Source organism: Pseudomonas sp. 3-2, assembly GCF_019710535.1.
Classification (GTDB): Bacteria; Pseudomonadota; Gammaproteobacteria; order Pseudomonadales; family Pseudomonadaceae; genus Aquipseudomonas; species Aquipseudomonas pharyngis.
The window spans coordinates 6,258,699-6,282,736 of sequence record NZ_CP081200.1 but is presented as its reverse complement, the minus strand read 5'-3'; the positions used below and the strand labels follow the sequence as shown (position 1 = coordinate 6,282,736).

The following is a 24,038-nucleotide window of genomic DNA, read 5'->3' as shown; positions in this document are numbered from 1 at the left end:
CATGAATACTCATAAAGTCATCTGGCAGGAAGGCATGCTGCTGCGTCCGCAGCACTTCCAGCACAACGACCGCTACTACGATCACCAGATGAAGACCCGCACCCGGTTGCTGGGCGGCTACACCTGGGGTTTCCTGAACCTTGAGATCGACCTGCAGTTCCTCAACATGGGCAAACTGGTAATCAGTGAAGCCTCGGGAATTCTGCCGGACGGCAGCCTGTTCGAACTCGGCGGCAACACCGAACCGCTGGCGCTGGACGTGCCGCCGAACACCGGCAACACGCCGATCTACCTGGCGCTGCCACTGGTCACCGGCAACCACATCGAGGCCCGTCGCCCGGAGCAGTCCGACGTGCTGGCGCGTTACACCGCGTATGACGCCGAAGTGGCCGACTCCAATGCCGGTGATGATTCAGCCAGCCAGGTCAGTTGCGGTCGCCCGGACTTCAAGCTGTTGCTCGGCGAGCAGCAGAGCGACCAGGCCTACGTGAAGCTGAAGATCTGCGACGTGCTCGACACCACGCCGGACGGCGTGATCAGCCTCGACCCGGATTTCGTGCCGACCTACATTCAGGCCCACGCCTCCAGCTACCTGCTGTCGTGCCTGAAAGAAGTGATCAGCATGCTCGGTCACCGGGGCGACACCATTGCCGAGCGTATTCGTTCGAACGGCAAGGTCGGTGGCGCGGAAATCGGCGACTTCATGATGCTGCAACTGATCAACCGCACCGAACTGCTGCTGCGCCACTACCTGGGCCTGGAACAGGTTCACCCGGAAGAGTTGTACCGCACGCTGCTGACCATGCTCGGCGATCTGGCGACGTTCTCCAGCGACAGCAAACGCCCGCGTCTGGACAGCCGCTACTCCCACGCCGACCAGGGTGCGAGCTTCCGCAAACTGATGGAGTCGATCCGTCAGGTGCTGTCGATGGTGCTGGAACAGCACGCCATCGAACTGATCCTGCAAGCGCGTCAGTACGGGATCATCGTGTCGCCGCTGCACGACCACAAACTGCTGGGCTCGGCGTCGTTCGTGCTGGCAGCCAGTGCCAACTGCGACTCCGAAGAATTGCGCAACCGCTTGCCTGCGCACCTCAAGGTCGGCCCGGTGGAGCGCATCCGCCAACTGGTCAACCTGCACCTGCCGGGGATCAAGGTCAAACCGTTGCCGGTTGCCCCACGGCAGATCGCGTTCCACTCGAACAAAACCTATTTCATCCTCGAACTCAGTTCCGAAGACCTGGCACAACTCGAGCGCTCCGGCGGCTTCGCGTTCCACGTGTCCGGCGAATTTGCCGAGCTTGAACTGAAATTCTGGGCCATCAGGAACTGACCGACATGATCAAGGACATGGAACACAACCAGGACGACAAAACCGTCCTGCTCGACCGTCAGGGCCATGGCCCGGCGGCGAGTCCGCTGACCGACTTCGCTGCGCCACCGCGCTTCGAACAACTGGAAGAACGGATGATCTACGCCGCGCGCCTGCGCCCGGCGGAAGCCTTCAACATCAGCCTCAATTCGCTGGTGGCGGCGTCGTCCGAACTGCTGTCGGAAGTGGTGCGCCTCAAGCACAGTGAAACCCGCGAAGACCTCTACGCGCTCAACGAGCGCCTGACCGCCGGGCTCAAGCTGTTCGAAGTGCGCGCCCTGCACAACGGCGCCGAAAGCAGCCAGGTGATGGCCGCCCGTTACGTGCTCTGCACCGTGGTCGACGAAGCCGTCGTGACCACGCCGTGGGGCAACGAAAGCGAGTGGTCGCAGATGAGCCTGCTCAGCAGCTTCCACAACGAAACCTTCGGTGGCGAGAAGTTCTTCCAGCTGCTCGATCGGCTGTCGAAAAACCCGGTCAAGCACCTGCCGATGCTGGAACTGATGTACCTGTGCCTATCCCTCGGTTTCGAGGGCAAGTACCGCGTGCAGGCGCGCGGCATGCTGGAACTCGAAGGCATCCGCGACGCCCTGTACCGGCAGATCCGTCAGTTGCGTGGCGACGTGCCGCGCGAATTGTCGCCGCAGTGGGAAGGCCTCAACGATCAGCGCCGCAACCTGGTGCGCATCGTGCCGGCGTGGATGGTGGTGCTGTTCACCTTCGTCTGTCTGGTGATGATGTATTCGGGCTTCGCCTGGGTCTTGGGCGAGCAGCGCGACACCGTTCTGCAACCATATCAGCCGCTTGATCCGGCCGCGGCCTCGCCGCAGTCGCAGCCGTAAACAGGGACGTGTGATGAAAAAGTTTTTCAAGAAAGTCGGCGCCTTCCTGCGCCAGACCTGGGTCTGGACCTTGCTGCTGGTGCTGTTCGTGGCGCTGCTGGTGTGGTTCGTCGGCCCGTTGTTGGCAGTGGATGACTACAAGTTCTGGGAAAGCGCGACTTCGCGTCTGCTGACCATCAGCGTGCTGTTCCTGATCTGGGGCCTGACCATGGTCTTCGTCAGCTGGCGCGCCGGTATCCGCAAGAAAGCCGTCGAAGAAACCGAAGACGGCCAGGACCGTATCCGCCGCGAAGAGTTGATCGACGAAGAGCAGAAAGAGTTGAAGGAGCGTTTCAAGGACGCCCTGAAAACCCTCAAGACTTCGAGCCTGTATCGCGGCCGCAGCGAACGCTGGCGCAATGACTTGCCGTGGTACTTGCTGATCGGCCCGCAGGCCAGCGGCAAGACCAGCCTGCTGGACTTCTCCGGGCTGGAATTCCCGATCAACAAGATCGACCGCAAGTTGACCCGTGACACCCACGGAACCCGTCATTGCGACTGGTACTTCGCCGACCACGGTGTGCTGATCGACACCGCCGGCCGCTACCTGACCCAGCCGGATGCGGAAGTCGACGGCAGCGCCTGGACCACCTTGCTGGAGTTGCTGCGCAAGCGTCGTCGCGGTCGTCCGCTGAACGGCGTGCTGGTGACCATTCCGGTGGAAACCCTGACCGGTGGCAGCGAACAGGACATCGAAACCCTGGCCCGCCAGGTGCGTGCGCGTCTGCAAGACGTCTATCAGAAGCTGCACGTCGATGTGCCGGTGTATCTGGTGCTGAGCAAGGCCGACAAGCTGCTGGGCTTCGACGAGTTCTTCGACCAACTGACTCGCGAAGAAAGCGATCAGGTGCTGGGTACCAGTTTCCGCAAGGATCAGGTCGGCACCGACGTGACGGTGCTGCGCAACGAGTTCGAAGAGCTGCTGCGTCGCCTCAACAGCCAGGTGATCATGCGCATGCACTCCGAGCGCGACACCCAGCGCCGTGGCCGCATCCTCGACTTCCCGCACCAGATGGGCCAGATCGGCGAGCGTCTGTGCCTGCTGGTCGACATGGCGTTCACCGGCAACCGCTACCAGCGTGCGACGCAACTGCGTGGTTTCTACCTGACCAGCGCACCGCACCTGACTCAGGAAATGGATTCGACCACCGCCGGCATCGGCGCGAGTCTGGGCATGAGCGCCGGCGTGCTGCCGACGCTGCGCAGCGGTCGTTCGCGTTTCATCCATCACTTGCTCAGCCGGGTGATTTTCCCCGAGGCCGATCTGGCCGGTCTGGACAAGCGCGAGCGCAGCCGCATCCACTGGGGCCAGCGTGCGTTGTACGTCGGCGCACTGGGTGCGCTGGTGCTGTTCGGCATGCTCTGGGCCGGTGGTTTCTCGGCCAACTACGAGCGTCTGGAAAACCTGCGCAATCTGGCGCAGAACTGGACGCAGCAACGCACGGCACTGTCGCCGCGCGATGACGCCATGGGCGCACTGAAAACCCTCGACACCAGCTACGCTGCCACCCAGGTGTTCCCGAAAAAAGGCGACGCGGCGTACCACGAACGGATGGGTCTGTATCAGGGCCAGGACGTCAATCCGGTGGTCAAGGAGGCTTACGAGCACGAGCTCGAAAAGCAACTGCTGCCGCGCGTTGCAACGATGCTTGAAGGCCAGATCCGCGCCAACATGAAGGACCGCGAAAAGCTGATCAACAGCCTGCGCGCGTACCTGATGCTGAACATGAAGGATCGTCGTGACGCGGCATGGCTCAAGGACTGGATCGCGGCGGACTGGTCGCAGCGTTACACCGGCAACACCGCGGTGCAGAACGGTCTGAACACGCACCTCGAGCGTCTGTTGCAGCAGCCGTTTATCTATCCGCTCAACGAGCAACTGGTGGCCCAGGCGCGTCAGATCCTGCGCAGCGAGTCGCTGGCGACCGTGGTTTACCGCATGCTCCGCGAGCAGGCGCGCAACCTGCCGGATTACCGTTTCAGCCAGCACCTCGGGCCGCAGGGCTCGCTGTTCATCGGCACTGAATACGTGATTCCGGGCTTCTACACCCAGACCGGTTATCAGCAGTATTTTTCGGTGCAAGGCGCGTCGCTGGTGACCGACATCCTGCGTGACAACTGGGTGCTGGGCGAAGGCGCGGGCATCAGCGACATGGATCTGCGTCGCCTGATGGTCGAACTGGAGCAACTGTACTTCCGCGACTACGCCAACTACTGGAGCGAAGCCGTTGGCCAGGTGGCGCTGCCGCCGATCAGCGATGCCGGTGAAGGCGCCGAGCAACTGGCGGGCCTGACCTCGGCCAACTCGCCGGTGCTGGCGCTGCTGACCGAAGTGCGCGAGAACACCCGTTTCCCGGCCGCTGCCGATCCGGTGGACGAGGCGGGTGACGCGGCTGATGCGCTGGCCGGACAGAAAGGCAAATTGGGCAAGGTGGGCAAACTCGCCGCGGCGGCAGCGGACAAGGCCTCGGCCCTGAACGTGGCGAAGAACCTGCCGGACACCGCCAAGAAGTCCCTGCAACGTCGCTTCGAGCCGCTGCACAAGTTGCTCGACGACAACAACGGCCCGGCCGCTGACCTGACCCCGGCCTTCACCGCACTCAACGACCTGCAACTGCAACTGGCGGGCCTCGCCCGTTCCAGCACGCCGGAGCAGGCCGCGTTCGAGCTGGCCAAGACCCGCATGAGCGGCCAGCGTGATGCGCTGACGAACCTGCGCAATGCGTCGGGTCGTCTGCCGCGTCCGCTGAGCGTGTGGTTCAACGTGCTGGCCGAAGACTCGTGGCGCCTGGTGCTCAACGATGCCTACCAGTACCTGAACGGCCGTTATCAGAACGAGCTGTACAGCGTGTATGGCAAGACCATCAACAAGCGTTACCCGTTCAGCGCCTCAAGCACCAGCGATGTGGCGATCAGCGATTTCCGCGAGTTTTTCCGGGCTCAAGGCACCATCGACCGCTTCTTCGACAGCTACATGCGTCCGTTCGTCAGCGGTGATCCGGGCAACTACCGGATGCGCAGCGTCGACGGTCGCAGCCTGCCGGTGTCGAAGGTCTTCCTCGATCAGATGGCGGCGGCCCTGAACATTCGCCAGAGCTTCTTCTCGATCAACCCGGCCGAGCCGACCGTGCAGTTCAAGCTGGAGCCGTACACCCTCGATCCGGCGGTCAGCCGTTCCGAGTTCAAGTTCGGCGACAAGACCATGGAGTACCGCCACGGTCCGATCCTGCCCATGAGCTTCAAGTGGCCGACCGATGCTGAAGACGGTCGCACCAGCCTGGTCATGGACAAGATGGCCGGGCGCCCGATCGGTATCGAGAAGAACTCCGGCCCGTGGTCGCTGTTCCGTCTGTTCGACCTGATGCAGACCGAGTACCTGACCGGTCGCGACGTGCTGGTGCTCAAAGCCGACGTGGGTGGCCTGCGCGCCAACTACCTGCTGACCAGCCAGCGCACGCCGAACCCGTTCGACATGGGCGTGCTGCGTACCTTCCGTATGCCGGTGCAGCTCTGATGCTGGTGGCCAGTCCCTGGCGCAGCGCGGCGCGAACCGACCCGGGCAAGGTGCGGTCGCGCAACGAAGATGCCTTCCTCGACACCCCGCAGCATGGGCTGTGGGTGGTCGCGGACGGCATGGGCGGTCATCAGGGTGGCGACATCGCCAGCCAGTTGATCGTCGCCAGCCTGGCTGAACTGCCGCAGCACGAAGACTTCGACGAACGCCTCAAAGCCATCCGCCAGTGCCTGCACTGGCTGAACCGGCGCCTGGGGCAAGAGTTGACCGTCACCGCCGGGCGCCACGACAGCATCATGGGCAGCACCGTCGTGGCGCTGCTGGTGGAAGGCAATCGCGCGGCCTGCATCTGGGCCGGCGACAGTCGTTGTTATATGTGGCGCGGGCAGCGGTTGTATCAGCTGTCGAAGGATCACTCGCTGCAACAGCAATTGATCGACGAGCAACAGATGAGCGTCGAACAGGCAGCGGCGCACCCGGCGGCCCAGGCCCTGACCCGGGCGGTCGGCGCGGCGGAACAACTGACGCTGGATGTGCTGGAGCTTGAGGTGTATCCGGGCGATGTATTCCTGCTGTGCAGCGATGGTTTGTATCAAGGCCTGAGCAGCGATGCCCTCGGCAACGCCCTCAGCCTGGCGGCGCCACATGTGGCGCTGGAACGTCTGTTCGACGGTGCCCTGCGGGGCGCCGCCCGCGACAACCTGACGGCCGTGGTGATCCGCCAATGACTGAAATCGAATCCTCAGTCGATGACTTGCTGATGAGCGAAGAGCAGGCCAACAACCTGACCTATTTCGCTTTTGCAAAGCAGCACAACGCCGAACCCGCGCTGGCGCCAACCAAGGCCAGCGTCGGCGCACTGCCGGATGTTCTGGCAGGCCGCTACCACCTCGAGCGTCTGCTCGGGGCCGGTGGCATGGGTGCGGTTTACCGGGCCCGGGATCTCCTGCACGAGCAGTTCGGCGATCCCGATCCTTACATTGCGCTGAAAATCCTCAGCGAAGAATTTGCCGAGTCGCCGGATGCCAGTGCCTTGCTCTACAGCGAGTTCGCCCTGACCCGACGCCTGCGCCACGACAATGTGCTGCGACCGCACACGTTCGAAGTGGACACCGATTGCCAGCGGGCCTTCATCACCATGGAACTCATGCGTGGCCTGACCCTGGACAAACTGCTCTGCGAGCGGCCGCTGGGCCTGCCGTGGAAAGAACTGCGCGACATCGCGCTGCCGCTGCTCGACGCGCTGGCCTACGCCCACCGTCGCGGCGTGCTGCACGGTGACATGAAACCGAGCAACGTCATGCTCAGCGAAGACGGCGTGCGCCTCTTTGACTTCGGTCTCGGGCAGGCCGAGGAGGGCATCCTGCCCGGCCTGCCGCACCTGAGCCGCGAGCGCTTCAACGCCTGGACCCCGGGCTACGCCGCCCCCGAACTGCTTGAGGGCCAACCGCTGTCGGCCAGCGCGGACGTGTACGGCGTGGCCTGCGTGATCTATGAACTGGCGGGCGGCAAACACCCGTTCCGCCGCTTGCCCTCGACCCAGGCCCGTGACGAACACCTGGATCGCGAACTGCAAGCCCCGGCAAATCTGCCGACACACTGCTGGCCCGCGCTGCGCACCGCGCTGGCCTTTGACGCGGCAGAGCGCAACATTTCTGCCGAACAATTGCGTGACGCCTTGGGCGCCACTTCGTCCTGGCTGCAGCGTTTGCGGCTGAGGGCGTAACGGATGACATTCGAACAGGGAGCACTTTATGTTCAACCCAGCTAACGAAACGCACTTCAGCCTGACTGTTGAAGATTACGTAGGCGACCTGCAAGTCCTGTCGTTCACCGGCACCGAAGGCATAAGCCAGCCGTTTCGTTTCGACATCGAACTGGTCAGCGAAAACCCGGATCTGGACCTGGAAAAACTCCTGCACAAACAGGCATTCCTCGCCCTCGATCCGCAGGGCTCGGGCATCCACGGCCAGATCTACCGCGTGGCCCAGGGCGATGCCGGCAAGCGCCTGACCCGCTACAAGGTTTCGCTGGTGCCGCAGCTGCAATACCTGCATCACCGCACCAACCAGCGCATCTACCAGCAGATGTCGGCGCCGAAAATCATCGCGCTGATCCTCGACGAGCACGGCATCAAGGGCAACGCCTACAGCTTCCAGCTCAGCCAGCCGTGCCCGGATCGCGACTACTGCGTGCAGTACGACGAAACCGATCTGCACTTCGTCCAGCGTCTGTGCGAAGAGGAAGGCATTCACTACCACTTCCAGCACAGCAAGAAAGGTCACCTGCTGGTGTTCGGCGATGACCAGACCGTGTTCCCCAACCTCGGCCAACCGACCGCTTACGTGCAGGGCAGCGGCATGGTCGCCGAAGAACCGGTGATCAAAGGCTTCAAGCTGCGCCTGGAAACCCGCACCAGCCGCACCACCCGCCGCGACTACGATTTCGAGAAACCGCGCCTGCAAATGGAAGCCGCGTACAAACCGGACGGCGAGAGCACTGAACCGGATCTCGAAGACTACGACTACCCCGGTCGTTTCATCGACCGCGCGCGCGGCAAGTTCCTCAGCCAGCGCGCTCTCGAACGCCACCGTGCCGACTACCGCCAGGCCGAAGGTCGCGGTGACCAGACCAAACTCGTCAGCGGCCACTTCATGGAAATGTCCGACCACCCGCGCAGCGAGTGGAACGACCTATGGCTGCTCACCGAAATCTTCCACGAAGGCAAACAGCCGCAAGTCCTCGAAGAGTCGGTCACCAGCGACACCACCGACAACAAGGACGACTTCCACCAGGGCTATCGCAACCGCTTCCTCGCCACCCCGTGGGACGTGTTCTACCGCCCCGCGCTGGAGCACCCGAAGCCCCGCGTGCTCGGCAGCCAGACCGCCATGGTCACCGGCCCCAAAGGCGAAGAAATCCACTGCGACCAGTACGGCCGCATCAAGGTGCAATTCCACTGGGACCGCGAAGGCCTGGCCGACGACAAGACCAGCTGCTGGCTGCGCGTCTCCAGCTCCTGGGCCGGCGACCGCTACGGCGCCATCTCCATCCCGCGCATCGGCATGGAAGTCCTCGTCACCTTCCTCGAAGGCGACCCCGACCAACCCCTGGTGACCGGCTGCCTGTACCACAAGGAAAACCCGGTGCCCTACGCCCTCCCGGCGAACAAAACCCGCAGCGTCTTCAAAACCCTCAGCTCCCCGGGCGGCGGTGGCTACAACGAACTGCGCATCGAAGACAAAAAAGGCGCCGAACAAATCTTCATCCACGCCCAGCGCGATTGGGATGAAAACGTCGAGCACGACCAGAAAATCCGTGTCGGGAATGAACGTCACGACACCGTAGTGAAGAACACCTACACCGAGCTGAAGGCTGAAGAACACCGCACCACGATTTCCGATCGCAAGATCGAAGCGCGGATGGACGACCACCTGACCATTGGTGAGAGCCAGCATGTGAAGCTCGGGACGGCGCAACTGACCAGTGTCGGGAAAGAGATTCACATCAAGGCGGGGGACAAGATTGTCATTGAGGCGGGGACTGAGCTGACGATTCTCGGCGGTGGCAGTTTCATCAAGCTCGATGGCGGTGGTGTGACGGTGGTTGGGCCGGTGGTGAAGATTAATGCTGGCGGGTCGGCGGGAAGTGGCACCGGGATCGGGATTAAGCCGCCGGTGCTGCCGGGGGCGGCGGATAAGGATAAGGCGGGGAGTTTGATGGATCAGGCGTTGTTGAATGCGTCTGAGGAAAAGATCAAACGCAAACCGAAACGCATGCTCAATTTCTCCGGGTAAGACATCGACGGCAATCCAAGCCACCAGGGATCAGAATTCAGGTAATTGGTAATGACAGAGACAACAAACAAAATTCAAAAATGGTCGTATCCCCTGAAAGTGGGGACAGCTGAAGCGACCGATCCGCAACAGTTCTACAAGGCGTTAGCCAAAGCGAAGGACGGCTTCTATCCGTTGGGGGCCAATGGGCTTTGGCATGGTGGTGTGCATTTCGATGAAGATTCGGGTCTGGTGCAGGACTCGACAGAAGTCCGATGCATAGCGGACGGGGAAGTGGTTGCCTATCGAATCGATAACATCTACCCCAAGTCAAATTTCGGTACAACCCAGTCCGACTTTTCCACTGGCTTTGTATTGGTCAAACATCGATTGGAAGTGCCGATGCCGCCAGCGCCGCAGGTACCAGCGGGATCCCCTCCTGCAGCACCCGTTCCCGGCCCGAGTCTTACCTTTTTCAGTCTGTACATGCATTTGTTGCAATGGAAAAGCTACGAAGAAACTCCGGCACTGTCGCGGCCGGCCTTTTGGAGCGGCGGTACGTTGCAGGTGAAGGCAACTGCCAATGACGAACTCCTGGGCTTACGTGTCCGCCAGGAACCACGAGGAAGGCCCGGGTATGCAACGGTCTTGACAGTTTTGAATCGCGGCACGGTTGTCGAGACAGGCGAAGAGCACAATGGTTGGCTCAAGGTTGTTAGCGTCACGCCTGCCAGTAGCGACCTGCCGCCCGGTACAGGCTGGGTATTCAAAAGAGAGATGACCGCAGGTCCAACGACCAATACTTACGTCATTGGTGCTGCTGCCAAAGACCCAATGACTCCGCCTCAGAAGGGTCTTGTTGTGCGCGCCTCTGCCAGCCAGTCAGGCGCTGTGAGAGCAATTTTGCCGCACGGTACGCAAGTTAAAATCGGAAACGACGGGACGCGTGGCAAGTACCAGAAACTGCTGGAGATCGTCAGCGGGAATGCTGTTCCACCGCTGGCAGCGGGGGAGGTGCTTGGATATGTCTGGGAAGGGCTACTTGAGGCCAAGAGTGAGCCAGCCGAAAAGGACGCCGTGCATGTCTTGGCGACTCCATTCCCGATTACCGCGGGCAGTCTGATTGGACATGTAGGGAAGTATCAGAATCACTCCGATTCGGCCCCCAACAATCTACTGCACGTTGAGCTGTTCAGCTGTGAAGACGTGAAGGCCTTTACCGCGCTGAGCAAAGAGAAGGCTGCGGGACTGCCAGCAGCTGAAAAAACGCTAGTGAAAATTCCTAAAGGCAGCGTGGTGGTTACTCACGTGGAGGGAATGGGTCCTACCAATCCACCTAAAGTGACTGATCCGCACAAAACGGTTGGTTATGATTTTCTGGTTCCTGTCGGAGTGCTGGAAGCTTTACCGGCTGAGAGAAAAATAAAGGTTCCTGTCGTCATGGGAGGAAGCACTACCTATACGTTGTGGTGGCGCTTGGACGGGGTATTGGGTGATGCCGACGGGAATGAGCTCAATGGATGGTTTGCAGAGCCAGATACCAAGTTATCGCGGCATTCACCCTTTGAGTGGGAAGGTTTCAGTTTCATCGAAGAAACTGTCAGTAATGCGGACCACCTCGCTGCATCTCTCCATGCTCAGGAAAATTTGACCGAGGAAGAGCGAGCGACATATTTGCCAAACGTTGGCAATGCCAATGACGGCCCCGCAAAGCAGCATTTGTACAAAATGCTTGATAAAAACGGCGACAACAAACTTACGCCTGCGGAAATCAAAGAAGCGTTAAGCAAGCCTTGGTTTTCTCAGCCGATATCCCAAATGGTTACGCGTTACGAAAGCGAGTGGCAGTTCAAAAGAGAAAAGTGGGATTCGCTGGACGAGCTGATTGGGCATAGTGTCTCGGATCCTCATCAGCAGTGGGTGGAAGAAAAACTTCGAATTGAACGCTTGAGTTGGTGGGATAAGCTGGTCGGGAAACATGGCATAACCAATGATAATAATGTTCAGCATATTCATTTGCTTGGTTTATTGGGCGGTTTCTTGTCCGGCTGTCCTGAAAAGTGCAAGGCTGAAGTCTATACCCTCGACACAACAGTTGGGCCATATGTAGTATCGAAGAAACTATTTGAATTTCTGTTGGCAATCGAAGCTTATCGAGAACATCCATATGCATTGCCTGATGCCAGCAGTGGAGTAACGATAGGTTATGGTTACGATCTGGGGCAGCAAACAGCAGCGAGAGTTGATGCGGAGCTTAAAGACCTGTATACCCCTGAAGAAATAGAAAGATTAAAAGGAGCTCTTGGCAAGAAAGGTCAAGATGCGCGCGATTATGTGCACAACGTCAGCTCGATATCCATTAGTAAGGATAATGCTTTAAAGTTGGCTGTCATCATGAAAAAACGGTATGCGCAACAAGTTGTTGATGTATACCCTAAAGCTATAAATTTGCATCCGGATTGTCAGGGTGTATTACTTTCTCTAGTAGTGAATCGGGGCAATTCCTTATCAGGGAATACGCCCGCTAAGGCGTTGAAGCGGCTAGAGATGAAACAGATAAAAGAAGATTTTGATAACGATAAGCCCGAACTGATTCCATCCCGGCTACGTAGCATGAAGCGGCTTTGGGAAAATGACCCTAATACCGTCGGTGTAGCCACTAGACGTGAAAAAGAAGCGGTATTTTTTGAGGAGGCGTTGAAATGCAATTGCTGGAAGTGACGAAGAAAGTCTTTTCTGTTTTATCGGTCGTATTTCTTTCTACCGGCGCTGCGTCGGCCGATGTTGATTGTAGCTCCGTTAACTCAGCGAATCCTGACATTATCAGCTGTTCCCAGAAATCGTTTGAAAAAATTGATAAAGTCCTGAATGAGCAATACAAAGCTTTGTCTGCCGAGCTCGATTCATCAACTAGGGCGGAGCTGCTTTCTACGCAAAAAAAATGGATAATCCTTAGGGATGAATACTGCAAAAACGATGATGAAGAGGGCGGAGAGTCTCCGATTGAGCAATTGTCGTGTAAGAAGCAGTTGACGAGTTTTCGTGTGGCTGAACTTGTTTATCTTCGGACCGGAGTCATAGGGGATGGTTTTTATAAGGCCGTATCGCTAGTTAATGAAAAAGCCACTGCCATGAACTATTCGGAAGCTTTGAAGTTTGTCGGTGGTAACGAAGATTTCGGATCGGCTTGGAAAGGATATGCAGAAGAAAACTGCGCGATAACATCCAGGTTGTTCAGCGAGGCTAAAGATCGGTGCATGGGGAGAATGCGTTTTCAGATTCCGATTTTTTGATTGCTGGTCGCGGTGATGCAGAGTGGTGAATAGGACCAGATCACCTTTTAGTAGTCTCAGAAAAACGAGTCTGTCCCTATTTTTCCATTGTCAAACGCAAAGCCCGAATGACTCAAGGATGAACACAGTGAGCCGTTTTGTTTTAACCCTGCTGGCGATGCTGCTGCCGGCTTCAGCGGCCTATGCGCAGGACGACTGCAGCCATGTCACCTCAAGCCTGGAAATGGTGCCCTGCTCGGAGTCGGCGAAGAAGGCTGCCGATGCGCAGTTGAATGTCAGTTACAAGCAGTTGATGACGCGGCTTGAATCTGACTATCGAACAGATCCTGCGTTGGGCGCGGAGTACGCGGCGAAGGTCAAGGAGTCGCAGCGTGCATGGTTGAAATTGCGCGATGCGAACTGCCCGTTGGAGGCGTTCGAGATTGAGACGGGGATGCCGGCGCATGTGTTTGCGGTTAACTCGTGCATCGCCAGAATGAGTCGCGAGCGCTCGGCGTACCTGGACAAGATCGTCCCTGTTCTTGCATCCGACAAGAGCACTTCGACGGCGCCGGCCAACGGCGCTTGTCCTTCGGAGGAATTCCCTGCTTTCCTGACAGCATTTTCCGCCAGCAGTGAATCACAACGCCGTCTCGCTGCGATGACAGTCAAATCGCTGGTGTTGAAGCCGGTTGCCGGCAAGGATCGTAGTACCTTTGAGCCTTCGACCTCGGGTGTCAGCGGAGCTTCTTTCACCTACCCGCTGATGGCCGCCATCACACCCGGCAAGACACCTGGAGTCGAGATTGAAGAAGTCGATGACAGTCACGTCAACGTGGTCGATAAGCGGGCGGGCAACAGCAATGTAAAAATCTTCAATTTCTCTCGTCAGGCGTGCTGGGTGCTTGAAGGCGTTGAAGACTGGTCGATCAGCGAGAAGGATCTTGTCGCAACACGTAACCCTGCAATGAGCCGTGCCGAGAACTTCTGTGATCAACGTGCCGAGGCTTTGGGAGGGCTGGGTTCGCTTGAGCAATACCGTCTGACTGCGGAATTGTTAGAAGCGTCCCTGGAAAATTATGTCTGTGCGGCAGAATCGGGTGACCCTGAGGCGAGTCTATCAGCGGCAAGCTTGAGTCTTTCGCAGATGGCATCTCAGTTGGAAACCAGCAAGGTTGAGGCGTTGTTCAAAGCGGCCTCGAAAATACCGAGTGGTGCGTTGGGCTATGCCACGTTTCTTTGCTCAGGAAACTCCACCGACTATAACGGTCCTTGCCTCCATCCCAAGCAGGCAGAAGAGCAGGTCATTCGGGCGATTAACATGGGCTCCAAGGAAGCGATGTTTTATCTGGCATCTACTTTTGAGGGTGGCGAGTTGGGAACGAAGGATATGTCTCGGGCATTAGCCTGTTATCAAATGGCGGCTGAAAAAGGTTATCGGTCGGGCGTCGACAGCGTGGCGCGATTGAAGTCGCAAGTTCCAGAGCCGATCAAGGCGAGCCACTGCATTTGAAACTCGGAGCGCGGATGTGTCGCGATTCTTTGCCGTTAAATTCCAAGTGAGTGGAACTGTGCCTGACTTGTCGATTCCGGGTTTCGTGAGACGTCGATATCTGCGGGTATTGCTGATCAGCGTTGCTGCTTTCGCGCAGGCCAGTCATGCCGCCGCAAGTGTTGTCTCGGTGGGTAATGCGTCGGGTCAGTCGCAGATCGCGCAAGGCCCAACCGAAGCTGCGGTCGATATGGCACCTTGTCGGTTTTCAATGACGCTCTCGAAAGATCAATGGTTGCAGTTCAATATGCCTGATCTGGTATTCACTGCGACCAAACAACTGCCTGAAACCTCTAGCGCTCCGCGTTTATCGCAAGCTCAGACCTTGACGGGTTATGAGTGGAATTTCAAAAAGCCCACAAACCTGAGCCAGCCCTGGTTCGGTGTTATGTGTGAAAACGCCAACAACTTTTCTGCGCTCACCACTCAGAAGCCGCCGCTTGATGACACGATTGAGTTGCAACTAGTGCGAGAGAGTAACAACCTTAAATGCCCAGCGACCCTGACCGATCATGGTTGGGAGCCGACGTCGCTGGCGGGGCCAAAAAACAGATACACCTTTGAGGCGTTAGGTGGGGAGAAGTCCTCGGGGTTCATCTTCGGTTTCCACGACAAGTCACGACGTCACATCACCCGCGTCGCGTTCTGCCTGCTGCGCGGCGAAAGCGTGCTGATCGGCTCGGCGGAGTCAGGCTCGCCCACCCCGCTGGCGATCAGCGCCGAAGGATTTGAACAAATCAAAACAGCGGTTCGCAGCATGGCTTTTGAGTAAGCCTGCAGGACCCGAACGGAGTTACAGCGTGAAAGGATGTTCAGTTCTACTCGGTGGCTTCCTGACCATTGTCACGTCCGTGGCTTTCGCCGCTGACCTAGCCTTCAAGGATTACACCGTCACCCCAGTGTTCACCGGCATTAATCACCAACCGGTGCCGCAAAAACACAGCAACCCGATGATGGATATGGATCGTGCACAGGCACTCAAAGGCAAGGTCAACTTTGCCGGGCACTACATCCTGTACCGAGTCGGTTGTGGTGGCAGTGCCATTTGCGGCGAAGTGCTGGATGCTCGTACGGGGGAGGTTGTCGGCGGACTGCCGAATGCATACGACGGCAATACCTTCAGCCTGTCGAACAAGCCCGATAGTCGTTTGCTCATTGTTTCCGGCATTGCGGCCGATACCGAAGAGGATGCGAAGGGTAATGAGCTAGAAAGCCGCTACAGAACCCGCTACTTCGAGTTTGTGAATAACGAGTTCCGGCTGCTGACGTTCAAGGATTTGTGATCGCCGCTGTTTGATTAAGGATGATTGGATGAACCATTTTCTCGCGGGCAGCCTTTCGCTGTTGCTCTCGCTTCCAGCTTTCGCCGCTCCCAAGGACGCCTACACCCAGCGCGATGTCATGCAATGTGGCGGCGTTGAAGTGGTGATGGTGTCGTCCTGCCGATCCGTGACGGTGGATGACGCGGAAACCCACCTCATCCCGGTTTGCTCCGACCAGACGATCAACATTGGCGGCAAAGTGTTGCGCCGCAATATTGACAAGGTTTCACAGCTCACTTCTGACGGTAAGAAAGCGAAGATGCTGAGTAACGTTGTCGTGGCGATGGATTGTGTGAAAGGCACCAAGGGCAGTCTTGTTTCGATAGGTGGCTACGGCGGTTGCGGTGCCTGTCCTGAATGGCGCGGCTATTACTCGACGGCGGGGCGATTGGAGCAATACAGCTTCGATAATACCCAGCGCTCATTTGGTTCGAAGGGTTCCTGGGAAGAACTGATCAAGGCTTACGGCGTGACGAAGAGGCAGTTGCAGTCGGAAAGTCCGTCAGTGAAAAGGATCGACTATGGGCAGCCTTAAGTGGGTATTGATGATCGGCAGTCTGTGCAGCGCTATGGGCGCGTTTGCCGAGGACCCGCCAATAGTCGGTGTCGACGGGCACACGGTGTCGTTTCGGGCTACAAAATGGACGATGCCCGGTGTGGATTCGGCGACTGCATGGTTCACCGCCAATGGCAAAACCTTCCCGCTCTTTGGCGCCGATATTGGCGCCGATGGGCACTCCAATATGCTCAGTCCTGACAAGAAAACCTTGCTGCTCGACCCGGTGATTTTCGGCATGTTGTCGGACGAAAACGGTGAAGAGAAGCTAGTGTCGCAACAGCATTGCACGGTTATCTCAATGGAGACCGGTTGCGTGCTGGCTGATCGTTCGGCCACTTTTTGTGTCGGCCAGTGGAAGGGCAATCAATGGGTCACCGACGACGGCGAAGTGCTCACTCCCGCCCTGGAGACGAGGTCTCCAAAGGACTTGCTGAAACATGTCACAAGTAACGAACTGGCGCAGTCCCGAGCAGAGTCCATCGAATGGGGTCTGGTCTTTTTAAGTCCAGAGTCCTATATGGCGTGCCATCCCCCGGCGCAAAATGTTCAGGCCTATAACGACCTGGGCTTTTACCTGGCCGAGGGCGGCAAAGATGAGCTTGCACTGAAGTTTTATCGCGGCGTCGAGGCCGTCCGTAAACGGACAGTTCTGATGTTGAACATCGCAGACTCACTCTGGCGCCTTGATCGCAAAGACGAAGCGCAGCGTTATTACAGCCAGTACCGCGACGCAATGAGCGCCGACGGCAAGGCGCAGAAAATACCTCAACGCGCAGTTGAGCGATCCGTCATTCAGGGAATGAAACATTGAACATGTTTGTGCGTTTTATCGCGTTGTCCTTTGGATGCCTGTTTGCCACTTTCGCAATGGCCGATGACGACTGCAAGGAGATCACCGTGAGCTCGCAGGTTGATCGCTGCGTGGAGGCGGCCCGCAAGGAAGCCGATGCACAGCTCAATATCAGCTACAAAAAGCTATTGGCGCGTTTCGAGTCTCAGCAGCAGAGCGATCCGGAGCAGGGCAAGACGCTGGTTGCCATGACCAGAGAATCCCAGCGCGCCTGGATCAAACTGCGCGACACCACGTGCCCGCTCGAAGCCGCTGAAATTGAGCCGGGGATGGCTGCGCATGTCACGACCATCAACAACTGCGTGGCCAGAATGAGCCTGGAGCGTGCTGCTTATCTGGACACGATCGTCGCTGACGAGCCGGGAAATGTGGTTGATCTCAACAAGGTGTTCCTGTCCGGTTCCCAGCGCTTCGGCGATGTCGTGGCACGTTATGTCAGCACCTTTGGCAGTCCTTGTTTGACTGTTCAGATTCTGGCGCCTAACGGCGGTTGGAGAGTGCTTTCCTCCAAGCGGTTTTGCAGTTTTGACGGCAAATCGTTTTGGAATGGTTATGCCAGCGCATTGTTTGAGGATCATGCATTTGCTGCTGATGGCTTGCACCTGAGGCTCAGCTTGTTCGAGCTTCGTGGAGATGGAGAGAAGCGCCTGACCTGCATGATTCCGATTCAGAACGAGCAGATCAAAGAGCTGAAATGCGGTGCACCTGAATCATCGTGAGGCCACTCGCGTTGGTTTTTTGAAGATTGATCAATTTGTCGATCAACAAGGAAGTAATGGAAGTGACCAGGTTCTCAAGTTGTGTGTGCATGCTCGTATCGATCATCGGTTTTACAGCACAACCGGCAGCAGCTGATGACCTGCAAACCATCAAGCAAATGCATCCGCCGGTGGTGGCATCAGTGGGCGAGCAGAAGATCACCGTGTTGTTTTTGAAGAACACGCTCAAGGGTCAGACGACAGTCGCCTACGTTCCCGGTGGTGAGGTTTTTTACTCGACGATGAGTCCCACGAAGCCGGAACTCTCGTTTGTGGCGCCGCTCATGGGTGATGAAATCGCGTCGGTGTTTTTCTTTGAACGCAAATTTCCTGAGCAAGCGGGGAAATCCCTGTACGTGCTCACGAAGCTAAAAGAGTCATACGGTAACTTTGAAGGCTACACCTATTGGACGCTGGAATTGCCGCTCATCAAGCAGGGGGAACAGTTGTCTTTGCGGTTTTTCCGCGGTGATCCACCAGACCCCGAATTGCAGAACTGTCGCGACGGCCGAGACCTTGAGCATGGCGTCGATGTCGTGTGTGCCTACAAGGATGCAGCGAGTATCAAAAAGCGTCTGGCAGACCTTGATGCAAAGATCATTGCCGATTCGAAACTGCAAAAGGAGATCCGCCAGACAGCGTTAAAGACCGACGATGACGTGACCAGTGTTGCTTGCCCCTCACCCAACTTTTCAACGTTCCTCTCAGCCTTCTCTGAACGCGCGGACGTGCAGAAAGCCTTCGTCCAGCAGCCGCTGAAAATGGTCACGACCGTGGCCGGTGATCCCGAGCCCGAGATGCAAAAAAGCAGCCTCAGCGGCGATCAGCTCAAGTTCCCGATCATTCCGGATGCGGCGAAGCGAGAGGCCCAGGGCCTGACGTTGACCATCAAGGAAGAGCAGGGTGATCACGCCGTCGCCATCCTGCAGAAACCGGATACCGATTATGTCTTCGAGTATCGGTTTGTCCGTGGGCAATGCTGGCAGCTTGAAGAAGTCATGGATTACTCGCTTTGAAACAGGTGGCAAGTTGAAAAGATTAGGCTTGATCGCGTTATTGCTGTGTTCTTTCTCTGCGGTGGCGGGGCCGATGTTCCCGTCTCTCACGTCGTGCAGGGATGCTGACAGCGACTGTGCGCTGGCGCTGAAGGACAACTTTCTGGTGGACTCACACTCCGGGCAGCGTCTCTCCGAGATGGAGGAACCGGCAGGGGCGATGAGTGGCTTTTGGCTGTACCGAGATGGTGAACGCTACATCCTTCAGGAAGAAAACTACTCCCAGGCGAAGTCGCGTCGTTGGCTGGTTTTCACCTACGACAGCGGCAAAGTGGTGCTCGACGGCGCTTATGTTTTCTCGATCGACATTGATATGAACACCGGGCCCTACTGGCATGGCTATGACTGCCGAGGTGATGCCAAGCCGCTTGCCGTGCCAACGAAAGACTCGTTCAGTGAAGTCGCCTTGGAGGCGTTATGCGGGGAGGCCGAAGGCTGGGTCGTCTCGGGCGGGGATGCCAAGGTGCCGGTGTCGGCCAAGGGGCTGGCCGTCAGTGTTCCCGTTTATCACGCCCGCAACCGTGAGGGGTCAGCGACGTACCTGTTTGCTGAAAGCGATGTCCCGGATCTTTCGAAACTGGTTTGCCTGTCCAACTGTGCTGATGTCGCGCAAACGCCGGAGCGCGTTTCTCAGGAGACGGCGCTGTTGAAGGGCGGGCAGGATGAAACGTTGTGCTCGGATGACGAAGACATCTACTTCAGCTGCCCTTTGGAGGGCGGCAAGACGGTTTCCGTTTGTGCGCGGGGAAACAGCAAGCCCACGGCCGGTTCTGTTCAGTATCGCTACGGTGTGCCGGGGAACATCGAGATGGTCTACCCGAAGAACGCTACGCCACCCAAGGGCAAATTCTTTGTTGTAGATGCGTCGGAAGGCAGCGTGAACCTGAACATCATCAAGTTCAAAAGCGGTGCGTATACCTACCTCGTTAGTCAGGCCTTCGTGAGTTTTCTGACAGTGCTCAAGGAGGACAAAGTTGTATTCAGGCAGCGATGCGACTCAGGAAGTTATTCCTTCATAAACCGGGCGGCGCTTCTTGGGTTGGAGTCGCGACCCAAAAGCGCAGAGGACTTTCGTTAGTCGCTGCTGCCGAAGATCAGGAAAGGGGACTCAACGTCCCCTTTTTGCCGCCCGCGATTCAGCTACGGCTTGGCTTGATACTCCCGAAACTCAATGTGATCGAGCGTGCCTTCCACCATCAATCGAACGCCGTCCGCCATTCTGCTAAGGCCCAGCGCCATCGAGCGGCGGGGGCCGTCGAGGTCGTCGGCCAGGTTGGCGGCGAAGGCGCTGATGGAGAGCAGGTCTTCGGAGGCGTTGGCCATGAGGGCTTCGGCGTCGGCGTTGGGGCAGAGGGCGAACAGGCCGCCCAGGCGTTTGGGGCGTGGGGTGGTGGGTTTGAAATGGTGGTCGAGGGCGCGTTCGGCGGCTTCGTGGAGTTTCTTCGAATCGGGAGATTCGTAGGGGGAGGTTTCTGGGATTTCAGGAGGGTTGGGTGTTGGTTTGATCATTGGAATTTACGGATTGATGGAGCTAGCAACCTCTCGCTTGCACTTCGAATGAGGTGGCAGCTGTGTATAGGTGTGCAAGACCGGTAATCGATAAACCCGGCAGACCCGAAGATCTCCCACACACAGCCGCCATAACGATTCGCGAGCATAAGAAAACACTCGGTGAATGGCTATAACTGATGTGCATCGATTCCGGACTTGCACGTCCGAGTCACCGATTTTGCGGTGACGGAAAGAGGTTATCGATGAACCTCAAGCACGCCTAGTTCATGGACAGCACCGCAGTTTGAAGGACATTTCCCAAGGATTTGCGGGGTCGAGGAACAAGAAACCAAAGCTCTCGGCAGCTCCTACAGGAATGTGTTTCTTCAGGTGTAGGACGGGAGGATGGTGTGACGCGGAGCGTCACGGGATGCATTCCCACGCAGAGCGTGGGAACGATCGGGTTCAGGGGTTGGAATTCGTGACTTGGTAGTCATCTGGCAGGAAAATCGCTGCATCGTCTTCTATCAGTCTTGGATAGTGGCGAATCTATCCGAATCCCTTACACTCCCCCAGCCGTTCATTTCCCTTTTGAGGCTGTGCGCATGAAATTTCGTTTTCTTCTGTGGATGCTGGGTCTGTTGATGGGTAAGGCCAGTCGGACAAATCCTGCGTTCCAGCAGCAGTTGGGTGACAAGGATCTGGTGTTTCAGCTACAGACTCTGGACGGGAAAGTGGCGCGGCATTTCGTGGTGAAGGACCAGCGCATTACCAGCAAGTCCGGGGTGGTGGCGGAGCCGGCGTTTGCGATTGCCTTTAAAGACGCGGCGTTCGGGTTTGCCACGATGCAGGCCAAGAACAAGCAGTTGGCATTCATGCAGGGGATTCAGGACAAGTCGATTCAGCTCAAGGGCAACCCGGCGCTGGTCATGTGGTTTCAGGGGTTGATGAAGTATTTGAAGCCTAGGAAGGCCAAGCCGAAGTCATAGGGCTTTCAGGTAGCTTGCCGGGACAGTTCAGCGTTTTCAGCTGTCCGGTTCAGGGGGCTCGGCGTCCAGTGGCTGGCCCCGGTACGTCTTGTAGATCTGCTGGACTTTCGGGTTGTCCAGCTTCTCGTAAGCGATGTCTTCCTTGTCCAGGCCATCCAGGCCTCTGATGCCACTGATGGTCTCTGGCCATTCGTCACGACTGGATATATCGACTACGAACGGGTTGAGGTAGTTATCGAGATGCCTTTCGCGAGGTTCTCGGATCTCGTCGCTGAGTGCCCGCAAGTAGTCGTCTTTGTTTGTTCTTGACCAGTCGATGGCGAACCCGGCTCGATAACAGAGTTCCATGAAGACCAATAGAATCGCGCGTCCATTGCCGTCCAGGAAGGGGTGTGCGAAAGCCAGTTGGCCCATCACTCCACCGGGATGGTCTCTGAAGCGTTTTTTGTCTGATGCGAGCTTGAGCGCATAGTCGACAGACATTTTGATGGAGTCCGGGCGCTCGAAGACGGTGCTGCGAGGGTCGTCGAGAGAGCCCTTGAAGACTGCCAGGTGGGGGACAAGCTCGTTCCGGTCTTTTCCTGCCCAGTGATAGAAGCCGGAGAACAGGATTTCGTGAACCTTGAGTACAGTCTGGTAATCGATTGGCTTTTTCTTGGCCAGATAGGCAAGCGCCTCTTCGATACTCAATTCGAACGAAAGATGCTCTGACTCTTTTACTTCAACGGGATCTTTCAGTTGCAGCGAGTTTTGAAGATATCCAGCCGTGTCGAAGTCGCCGAACGGATCAAAAGTCATGCGCTACGTTTCTGTGCGCGCCTTTCTTGAAGATAGCGCCCTTGGAGCGCCAGGATTTCAGATTTGCTCAGAACGCCTTTTCGCTTGAGATTGACGAGCAACTGTTCGATGCCATCCAGCTCGACGACATCGCCAGCCAAACGGGTAATCCCCACGGCCATACGACTCATGCCGTCACGACTGGCTGTAACCTTGTTGTCTTTGGCTAGCTTGCGCACTTCGCTTGCAACGCTGACAGCATCTGTTTGGGTCATCGGAAATTCCTCTGATTGCCGTCAAATCATAGCAGGGCGCTTGTTTGCTGTCGTTGCTGGCAAAGTGGCCGAAATCTGTGGAGCCAGGGCCCTATCTGCAATCAACACAGGCCCTGGTTGACGTTCCGAAGAATGCTTTAAGCCTGGCTGAACTGCGAAGCCAGTTCCCGCAGCAGCACTTCCGCCTCAAGCACTTTGCTGACCACATCATTGGCCTTGTCGCGGCTCAGGCCAACGCGTTCCAGCAGCGCATCCGGAATGTCTTCATCCGGGCCGGAGCCGATCCCGCGACTGCGCAGCAGGCGCACGGCCAGGCAGACGAGGTTCGGGTATTCGGCGTAGGCGCCGTCGTAGTTCGGGTCGTGCTGGAAGCGCAGGGCGGTGGCCAGTTCGTCCGGCATGTCCCAGTAGCGCATCAGCCAGGAGCCGATCTGTTCGCGGCTGATGCCCAGCAGGTGTTGCTCGACATAGCTGTGGCACAGGTGCGGGTTGACCTCCAGGTGGCGGCAGATCAGTGAGAAGTGCGGCGGGAACACGTGGGCCAGCAGCAGGTAGCCGAAGTTGTGCAGCAGGCCAGCGAGGTAGGTCAGGCCGGATTCCGGGCGCTGGGCACGCGGCATGGCGCGGGTCAGGCCTTCGATGACGGCGGCGGTGTAGATCGACTGTTGCCAGTACGGCGTGGTGTGTTGCGGGTGGTCTTTGGGCAGGCTCAGGGTCTTGCCGAGGGCCAGGCCCAGCGCCAGGTTGATCACCAGGTCGAAGCCCAGCACGCGGACGATCGCGTCTTCCACCGAACGGATCTTGCCCGGCGAGGCGTAGTACGGCGACGCCGCCCAGCTCACCACTTGCGCGGCCAGTGCCGGGTCGGTTTCGACCACGCCGGTGATGTCGTCGATGGTGGCGTTCGGGTCGACGCGCAGCTTGATGATTTTTTGTGCGGTTTCGGCCAGCGGCGGAATCTCGATGGTCGCTTCCAGACGTTGCTGGATACGCCGCGCGGTGAACGCCTGCACGGCCTGGGTGATTTCCTCGCGGTCATCGTCCGGGCGGTCGAGGTTCGGACGGATGCTGCTCAGGGCTTCGCCGAAGTTGGCGGCGCTGGCCTTGGTCAGCATGGTCTTGAAGTCTTCGCTGGCGATTTCCAGCAGCAGGCCCGGCTCGCCGGAGTTGATCAGCAACTTCGGCTCGCGCAGCAGGCCTTCTTCGTAGAGGCACGGCGAGCTGGTCAGCGCCGGCAGGCCCGGCAGCAGGCTCAGGCTGTGTTTGCCGAGCATCTTTTCCAGGCGCTCGGTGGACACGGCGGTCAGGCGACGGCCCGTCAGCTCGGCGAGGCGGTTGAGATCCAGCAACTGGCTCTGTGGAAACAGCACCATCAGCGCGCCGACCGCGTCGTCCAGCAACACTGCCTGGACTTTGCGCGAGGCATTGAGGCCGTGGTGGTCGAGCACTTCTTCGTAGGCGACGCCCAGCTTGTTGAGCAGCAGCCGAATAACAGACGGAGCGTGCGGTGATTCGGGGGCGAGAGCAGCTTCGGTCATGGTCTGTATCCGTTTTTGAAACAATTGCAGGAGTATAACCAGCTTGGTTGGAACGAG

General features: G+C 57.9%; 21 protein-coding genes. 17 read left to right on the top strand and 4 right to left on the bottom strand.

Annotation, left to right across the window (positions count from 1 at the left end; all coding sequences use genetic code 11):
• Nucleotide 1: 1 nt before the first annotated feature.
• The 16 genes from tssK (at nt 2) to K3819_RS28585 (ending at nt 19,989) form a co-directional block, all read left to right on the top strand.
• Nucleotides 2-1,333, top strand: a complete 1,332-nt coding sequence (gene tssK, locus K3819_RS28660; RefSeq protein WP_039765155.1) for a type VI secretion system baseplate subunit TssK — start codon at nt 2-4, stop codon at nt 1,331-1,333.
• Nucleotides 1,334-1,338: 5 nt separating this feature from the next.
• Nucleotides 1,339-2,214 (top strand): type IVB secretion system protein IcmH/DotU, encoded by an 876-nt coding sequence (icmH, locus tag K3819_RS28655; RefSeq protein ID WP_064600459.1) that lies wholly within the window; start codon nt 1,339-1,341, stop codon nt 2,212-2,214.
• Nucleotides 2,215-2,227: 13 nt separating this feature from the next.
• A complete protein-coding gene (gene tssM, locus K3819_RS28650) occupies nt 2,228-5,767 on the top strand; it encodes a type VI secretion system membrane subunit TssM (RefSeq protein ID WP_085647081.1) in 3,540 nt (1,179 codons plus the stop codon).
• Entirely contained in the window at nt 5,767-6,495 is a 729-nt protein-coding gene (locus K3819_RS28645; protein WP_039765158.1) for a PP2C family serine/threonine-protein phosphatase, read from the top strand. The genes tssM and K3819_RS28645 overlap by 1 nt, the downstream gene beginning before the upstream one ends.
• A complete protein-coding gene (locus K3819_RS28640; protein ID WP_039765160.1) occupies nt 6,492-7,493 on the top strand; it encodes a serine/threonine-protein kinase in 1,002 nt (333 codons plus the stop codon). Before K3819_RS28645 ends, K3819_RS28640 begins: the two co-directional genes overlap by 4 nt.
• 28 nt (nt 7,494-7,521) lie before the next feature.
• Nucleotides 7,522-9,564 carry a type VI secretion system tip protein VgrG gene (locus tag K3819_RS28635; protein ID WP_221398345.1) on the top strand — a complete coding sequence of 681 codons (2,043 nt, stop codon included), beginning with the start codon at nt 7,522-7,524 and terminating at the stop codon, nt 9,562-9,564.
• Between the two features lie 51 nt (nt 9,565-9,615).
• Nucleotides 9,616-12,264, top strand: coding sequence for a pesticin C-terminus-like muramidase (locus K3819_RS28630; RefSeq protein WP_221398344.1), 2,649 nt, complete (start codon nt 9,616-9,618; stop codon nt 12,262-12,264).
• Nucleotides 12,246-12,836: a lysozyme inhibitor LprI family protein gene (locus K3819_RS28625; protein WP_221398343.1), complete on the top strand. Its 591-nt coding sequence runs from the start codon at nt 12,246-12,248 to the stop codon at nt 12,834-12,836. The genes K3819_RS28630 and K3819_RS28625 overlap by 19 nt, the downstream gene beginning before the upstream one ends.
• A gap of 127 nt (nt 12,837-12,963) precedes the next feature.
• Nucleotides 12,964-14,328: a lysozyme inhibitor LprI family protein gene (locus K3819_RS28620; RefSeq protein WP_221398342.1), complete on the top strand. Its 1,365-nt coding sequence runs from the start codon at nt 12,964-12,966 to the stop codon at nt 14,326-14,328.
• Between the two features lie 16 nt (nt 14,329-14,344).
• Entirely contained in the window at nt 14,345-15,139 is a 795-nt protein-coding gene (locus K3819_RS28615; protein ID WP_260329019.1) for a hypothetical protein, read from the top strand.
• A 28-nt stretch (nt 15,140-15,167) separates the two neighbouring features.
• The gene (locus K3819_RS28610; protein ID WP_221398341.1) at nt 15,168-15,650 is read left to right on the top strand and encodes a hypothetical protein; all 483 of its coding nucleotides are present in this window, start codon (nt 15,168-15,170) and stop codon (nt 15,648-15,650) included.
• Between the two features lie 28 nt (nt 15,651-15,678).
• Nucleotides 15,679-16,224, top strand: a complete 546-nt coding sequence (locus tag K3819_RS28605; protein ID WP_221398340.1) for a hypothetical protein — start codon at nt 15,679-15,681, stop codon at nt 16,222-16,224.
• Nucleotides 16,211-17,059: a type IV pilus biogenesis/stability protein PilW gene (locus tag K3819_RS28600; protein ID WP_221398339.1), complete on the top strand. Its 849-nt coding sequence runs from the start codon at nt 16,211-16,213 to the stop codon at nt 17,057-17,059. The genes K3819_RS28605 and K3819_RS28600 overlap by 14 nt, the downstream gene beginning before the upstream one ends.
• A 2-nt stretch (nt 17,060-17,061) precedes the next feature.
• A complete protein-coding gene (locus K3819_RS28595) occupies nt 17,062-17,817 on the top strand; it encodes a lysozyme inhibitor LprI family protein (protein WP_221398338.1) in 756 nt (251 codons plus the stop codon).
• Nucleotides 17,818-17,906: 89 nt separating this feature from the next.
• Nucleotides 17,907-18,872, top strand: a complete 966-nt coding sequence (locus K3819_RS28590) for a hypothetical protein (protein ID WP_260329018.1) — start codon at nt 17,907-17,909, stop codon at nt 18,870-18,872.
• Nucleotides 18,802-19,989, top strand: coding sequence for a hypothetical protein (locus tag K3819_RS28585; RefSeq protein ID WP_256575365.1), 1,188 nt, complete (start codon nt 18,802-18,804; stop codon nt 19,987-19,989). Before K3819_RS28590 ends, K3819_RS28585 begins: the two co-directional genes overlap by 71 nt.
• A gap of 62 nt (nt 19,990-20,051) precedes the next feature.
• Here the strand turns inward: K3819_RS28585 and K3819_RS28580 are convergent, their stop codons facing one another.
• Nucleotides 20,052-20,420, bottom strand: coding sequence for a DUF6124 family protein (locus tag K3819_RS28580; RefSeq protein ID WP_085612088.1), 369 nt, complete (start codon nt 20,418-20,420; stop codon nt 20,052-20,054).
• Nucleotides 20,421-21,007: 587 nt separating this feature from the next.
• Between K3819_RS28580 and K3819_RS28575 the strand changes: the two genes are divergently transcribed.
• Nucleotides 21,008-21,391, top strand: a complete 384-nt coding sequence (locus K3819_RS28575; protein ID WP_039765176.1) for an SCP2 sterol-binding domain-containing protein — start codon at nt 21,008-21,010, stop codon at nt 21,389-21,391.
• A 36-nt stretch (nt 21,392-21,427) separates the two neighbouring features.
• On the opposite strand, the gene K3819_RS28570 is transcribed toward K3819_RS28575, so the two are convergent.
• The 3 genes from K3819_RS28570 to K3819_RS28560 form a co-directional block, all read right to left on the bottom strand.
• Entirely contained in the window at nt 21,428-22,189 is a 762-nt protein-coding gene (locus K3819_RS28570) for a Fic family protein (RefSeq protein ID WP_085612087.1), read from the bottom strand.
• A complete protein-coding gene (locus K3819_RS28565) occupies nt 22,186-22,443 on the bottom strand; it encodes a hypothetical protein (protein ID WP_085612086.1) in 258 nt (85 codons plus the stop codon). The genes K3819_RS28570 and K3819_RS28565 overlap by 4 nt, the downstream gene beginning before the upstream one ends.
• 137 nt (nt 22,444-22,580) lie before the next feature.
• Nucleotides 22,581-23,981, bottom strand: a complete 1,401-nt coding sequence (locus K3819_RS28560; protein WP_074689969.1) for an aminoacyl-tRNA deacylase and HDOD domain-containing protein — start codon at nt 23,979-23,981, stop codon at nt 22,581-22,583.
• Nucleotides 23,982-24,038 lie beyond the last annotated feature (57 nt).

Bases quoted from the DNA above. Each gene is read 5' to 3' on its own strand.
- K3819_RS28640 (WP_039765160.1), top strand. From the start codon at position 6,492: ATGACTGAAATCGAATCCTCAGTCGATGACTTGCTGATGAGCGAAGAG.
- K3819_RS28570 (WP_085612087.1), bottom strand. From the start codon at position 22,189: ATGACTTTTGATCCGTTCGGCGACTTCGACACGGCTGGATATCTTCAA.
- K3819_RS28590 (WP_260329018.1), top strand. From the start codon at position 17,907: ATGCTCGTATCGATCATCGGTTTTACAGCACAACCGGCAGCAGCTGAT.
- K3819_RS28635 (WP_221398345.1), top strand. From the start codon at position 7,522: ATGTTCAACCCAGCTAACGAAACGCACTTCAGCCTGACTGTTGAAGAT.
- tssM (WP_085647081.1), top strand. From the start codon at position 2,228: ATGAAAAAGTTTTTCAAGAAAGTCGGCGCCTTCCTGCGCCAGACCTGG.
- K3819_RS28575 (WP_039765176.1), top strand. From the start codon at position 21,008: ATGAAATTTCGTTTTCTTCTGTGGATGCTGGGTCTGTTGATGGGTAAG.
- K3819_RS28600 (WP_221398339.1), top strand. From the start codon at position 16,211: ATGGGCAGCCTTAAGTGGGTATTGATGATCGGCAGTCTGTGCAGCGCT.
- K3819_RS28595 (WP_221398338.1), top strand. From the start codon at position 17,062: ATGTTTGTGCGTTTTATCGCGTTGTCCTTTGGATGCCTGTTTGCCACT.
- K3819_RS28580 (WP_085612088.1), bottom strand. From the start codon at position 20,420: ATGATCAAACCAACACCCAACCCTCCTGAAATCCCAGAAACCTCCCCC.
- K3819_RS28630 (WP_221398344.1), top strand. From the start codon at position 9,616: ATGACAGAGACAACAAACAAAATTCAAAAATGGTCGTATCCCCTGAAA.
- K3819_RS28585 (WP_256575365.1), top strand. From the start codon at position 18,802: ATGTCTTCGAGTATCGGTTTGTCCGTGGGCAATGCTGGCAGCTTGAAG.
- K3819_RS28605 (WP_221398340.1), top strand. From the start codon at position 15,679: ATGAACCATTTTCTCGCGGGCAGCCTTTCGCTGTTGCTCTCGCTTCCA.
- K3819_RS28645 (WP_039765158.1), top strand. From the start codon at position 5,767: ATGCTGGTGGCCAGTCCCTGGCGCAGCGCGGCGCGAACCGACCCGGGC.
- K3819_RS28625 (WP_221398343.1), top strand. From the start codon at position 12,246: ATGCAATTGCTGGAAGTGACGAAGAAAGTCTTTTCTGTTTTATCGGTC.
- K3819_RS28565 (WP_085612086.1), bottom strand. From the start codon at position 22,443: ATGACCCAAACAGATGCTGTCAGCGTTGCAAGCGAAGTGCGCAAGCTA.
- tssK (WP_039765155.1), top strand. From the start codon at position 2: ATGAATACTCATAAAGTCATCTGGCAGGAAGGCATGCTGCTGCGTCCG.
- K3819_RS28560 (WP_074689969.1), bottom strand. From the start codon at position 23,981: ATGACCGAAGCTGCTCTCGCCCCCGAATCACCGCACGCTCCGTCTGTT.
- icmH (WP_064600459.1), top strand. From the start codon at position 1,339: ATGATCAAGGACATGGAACACAACCAGGACGACAAAACCGTCCTGCTC.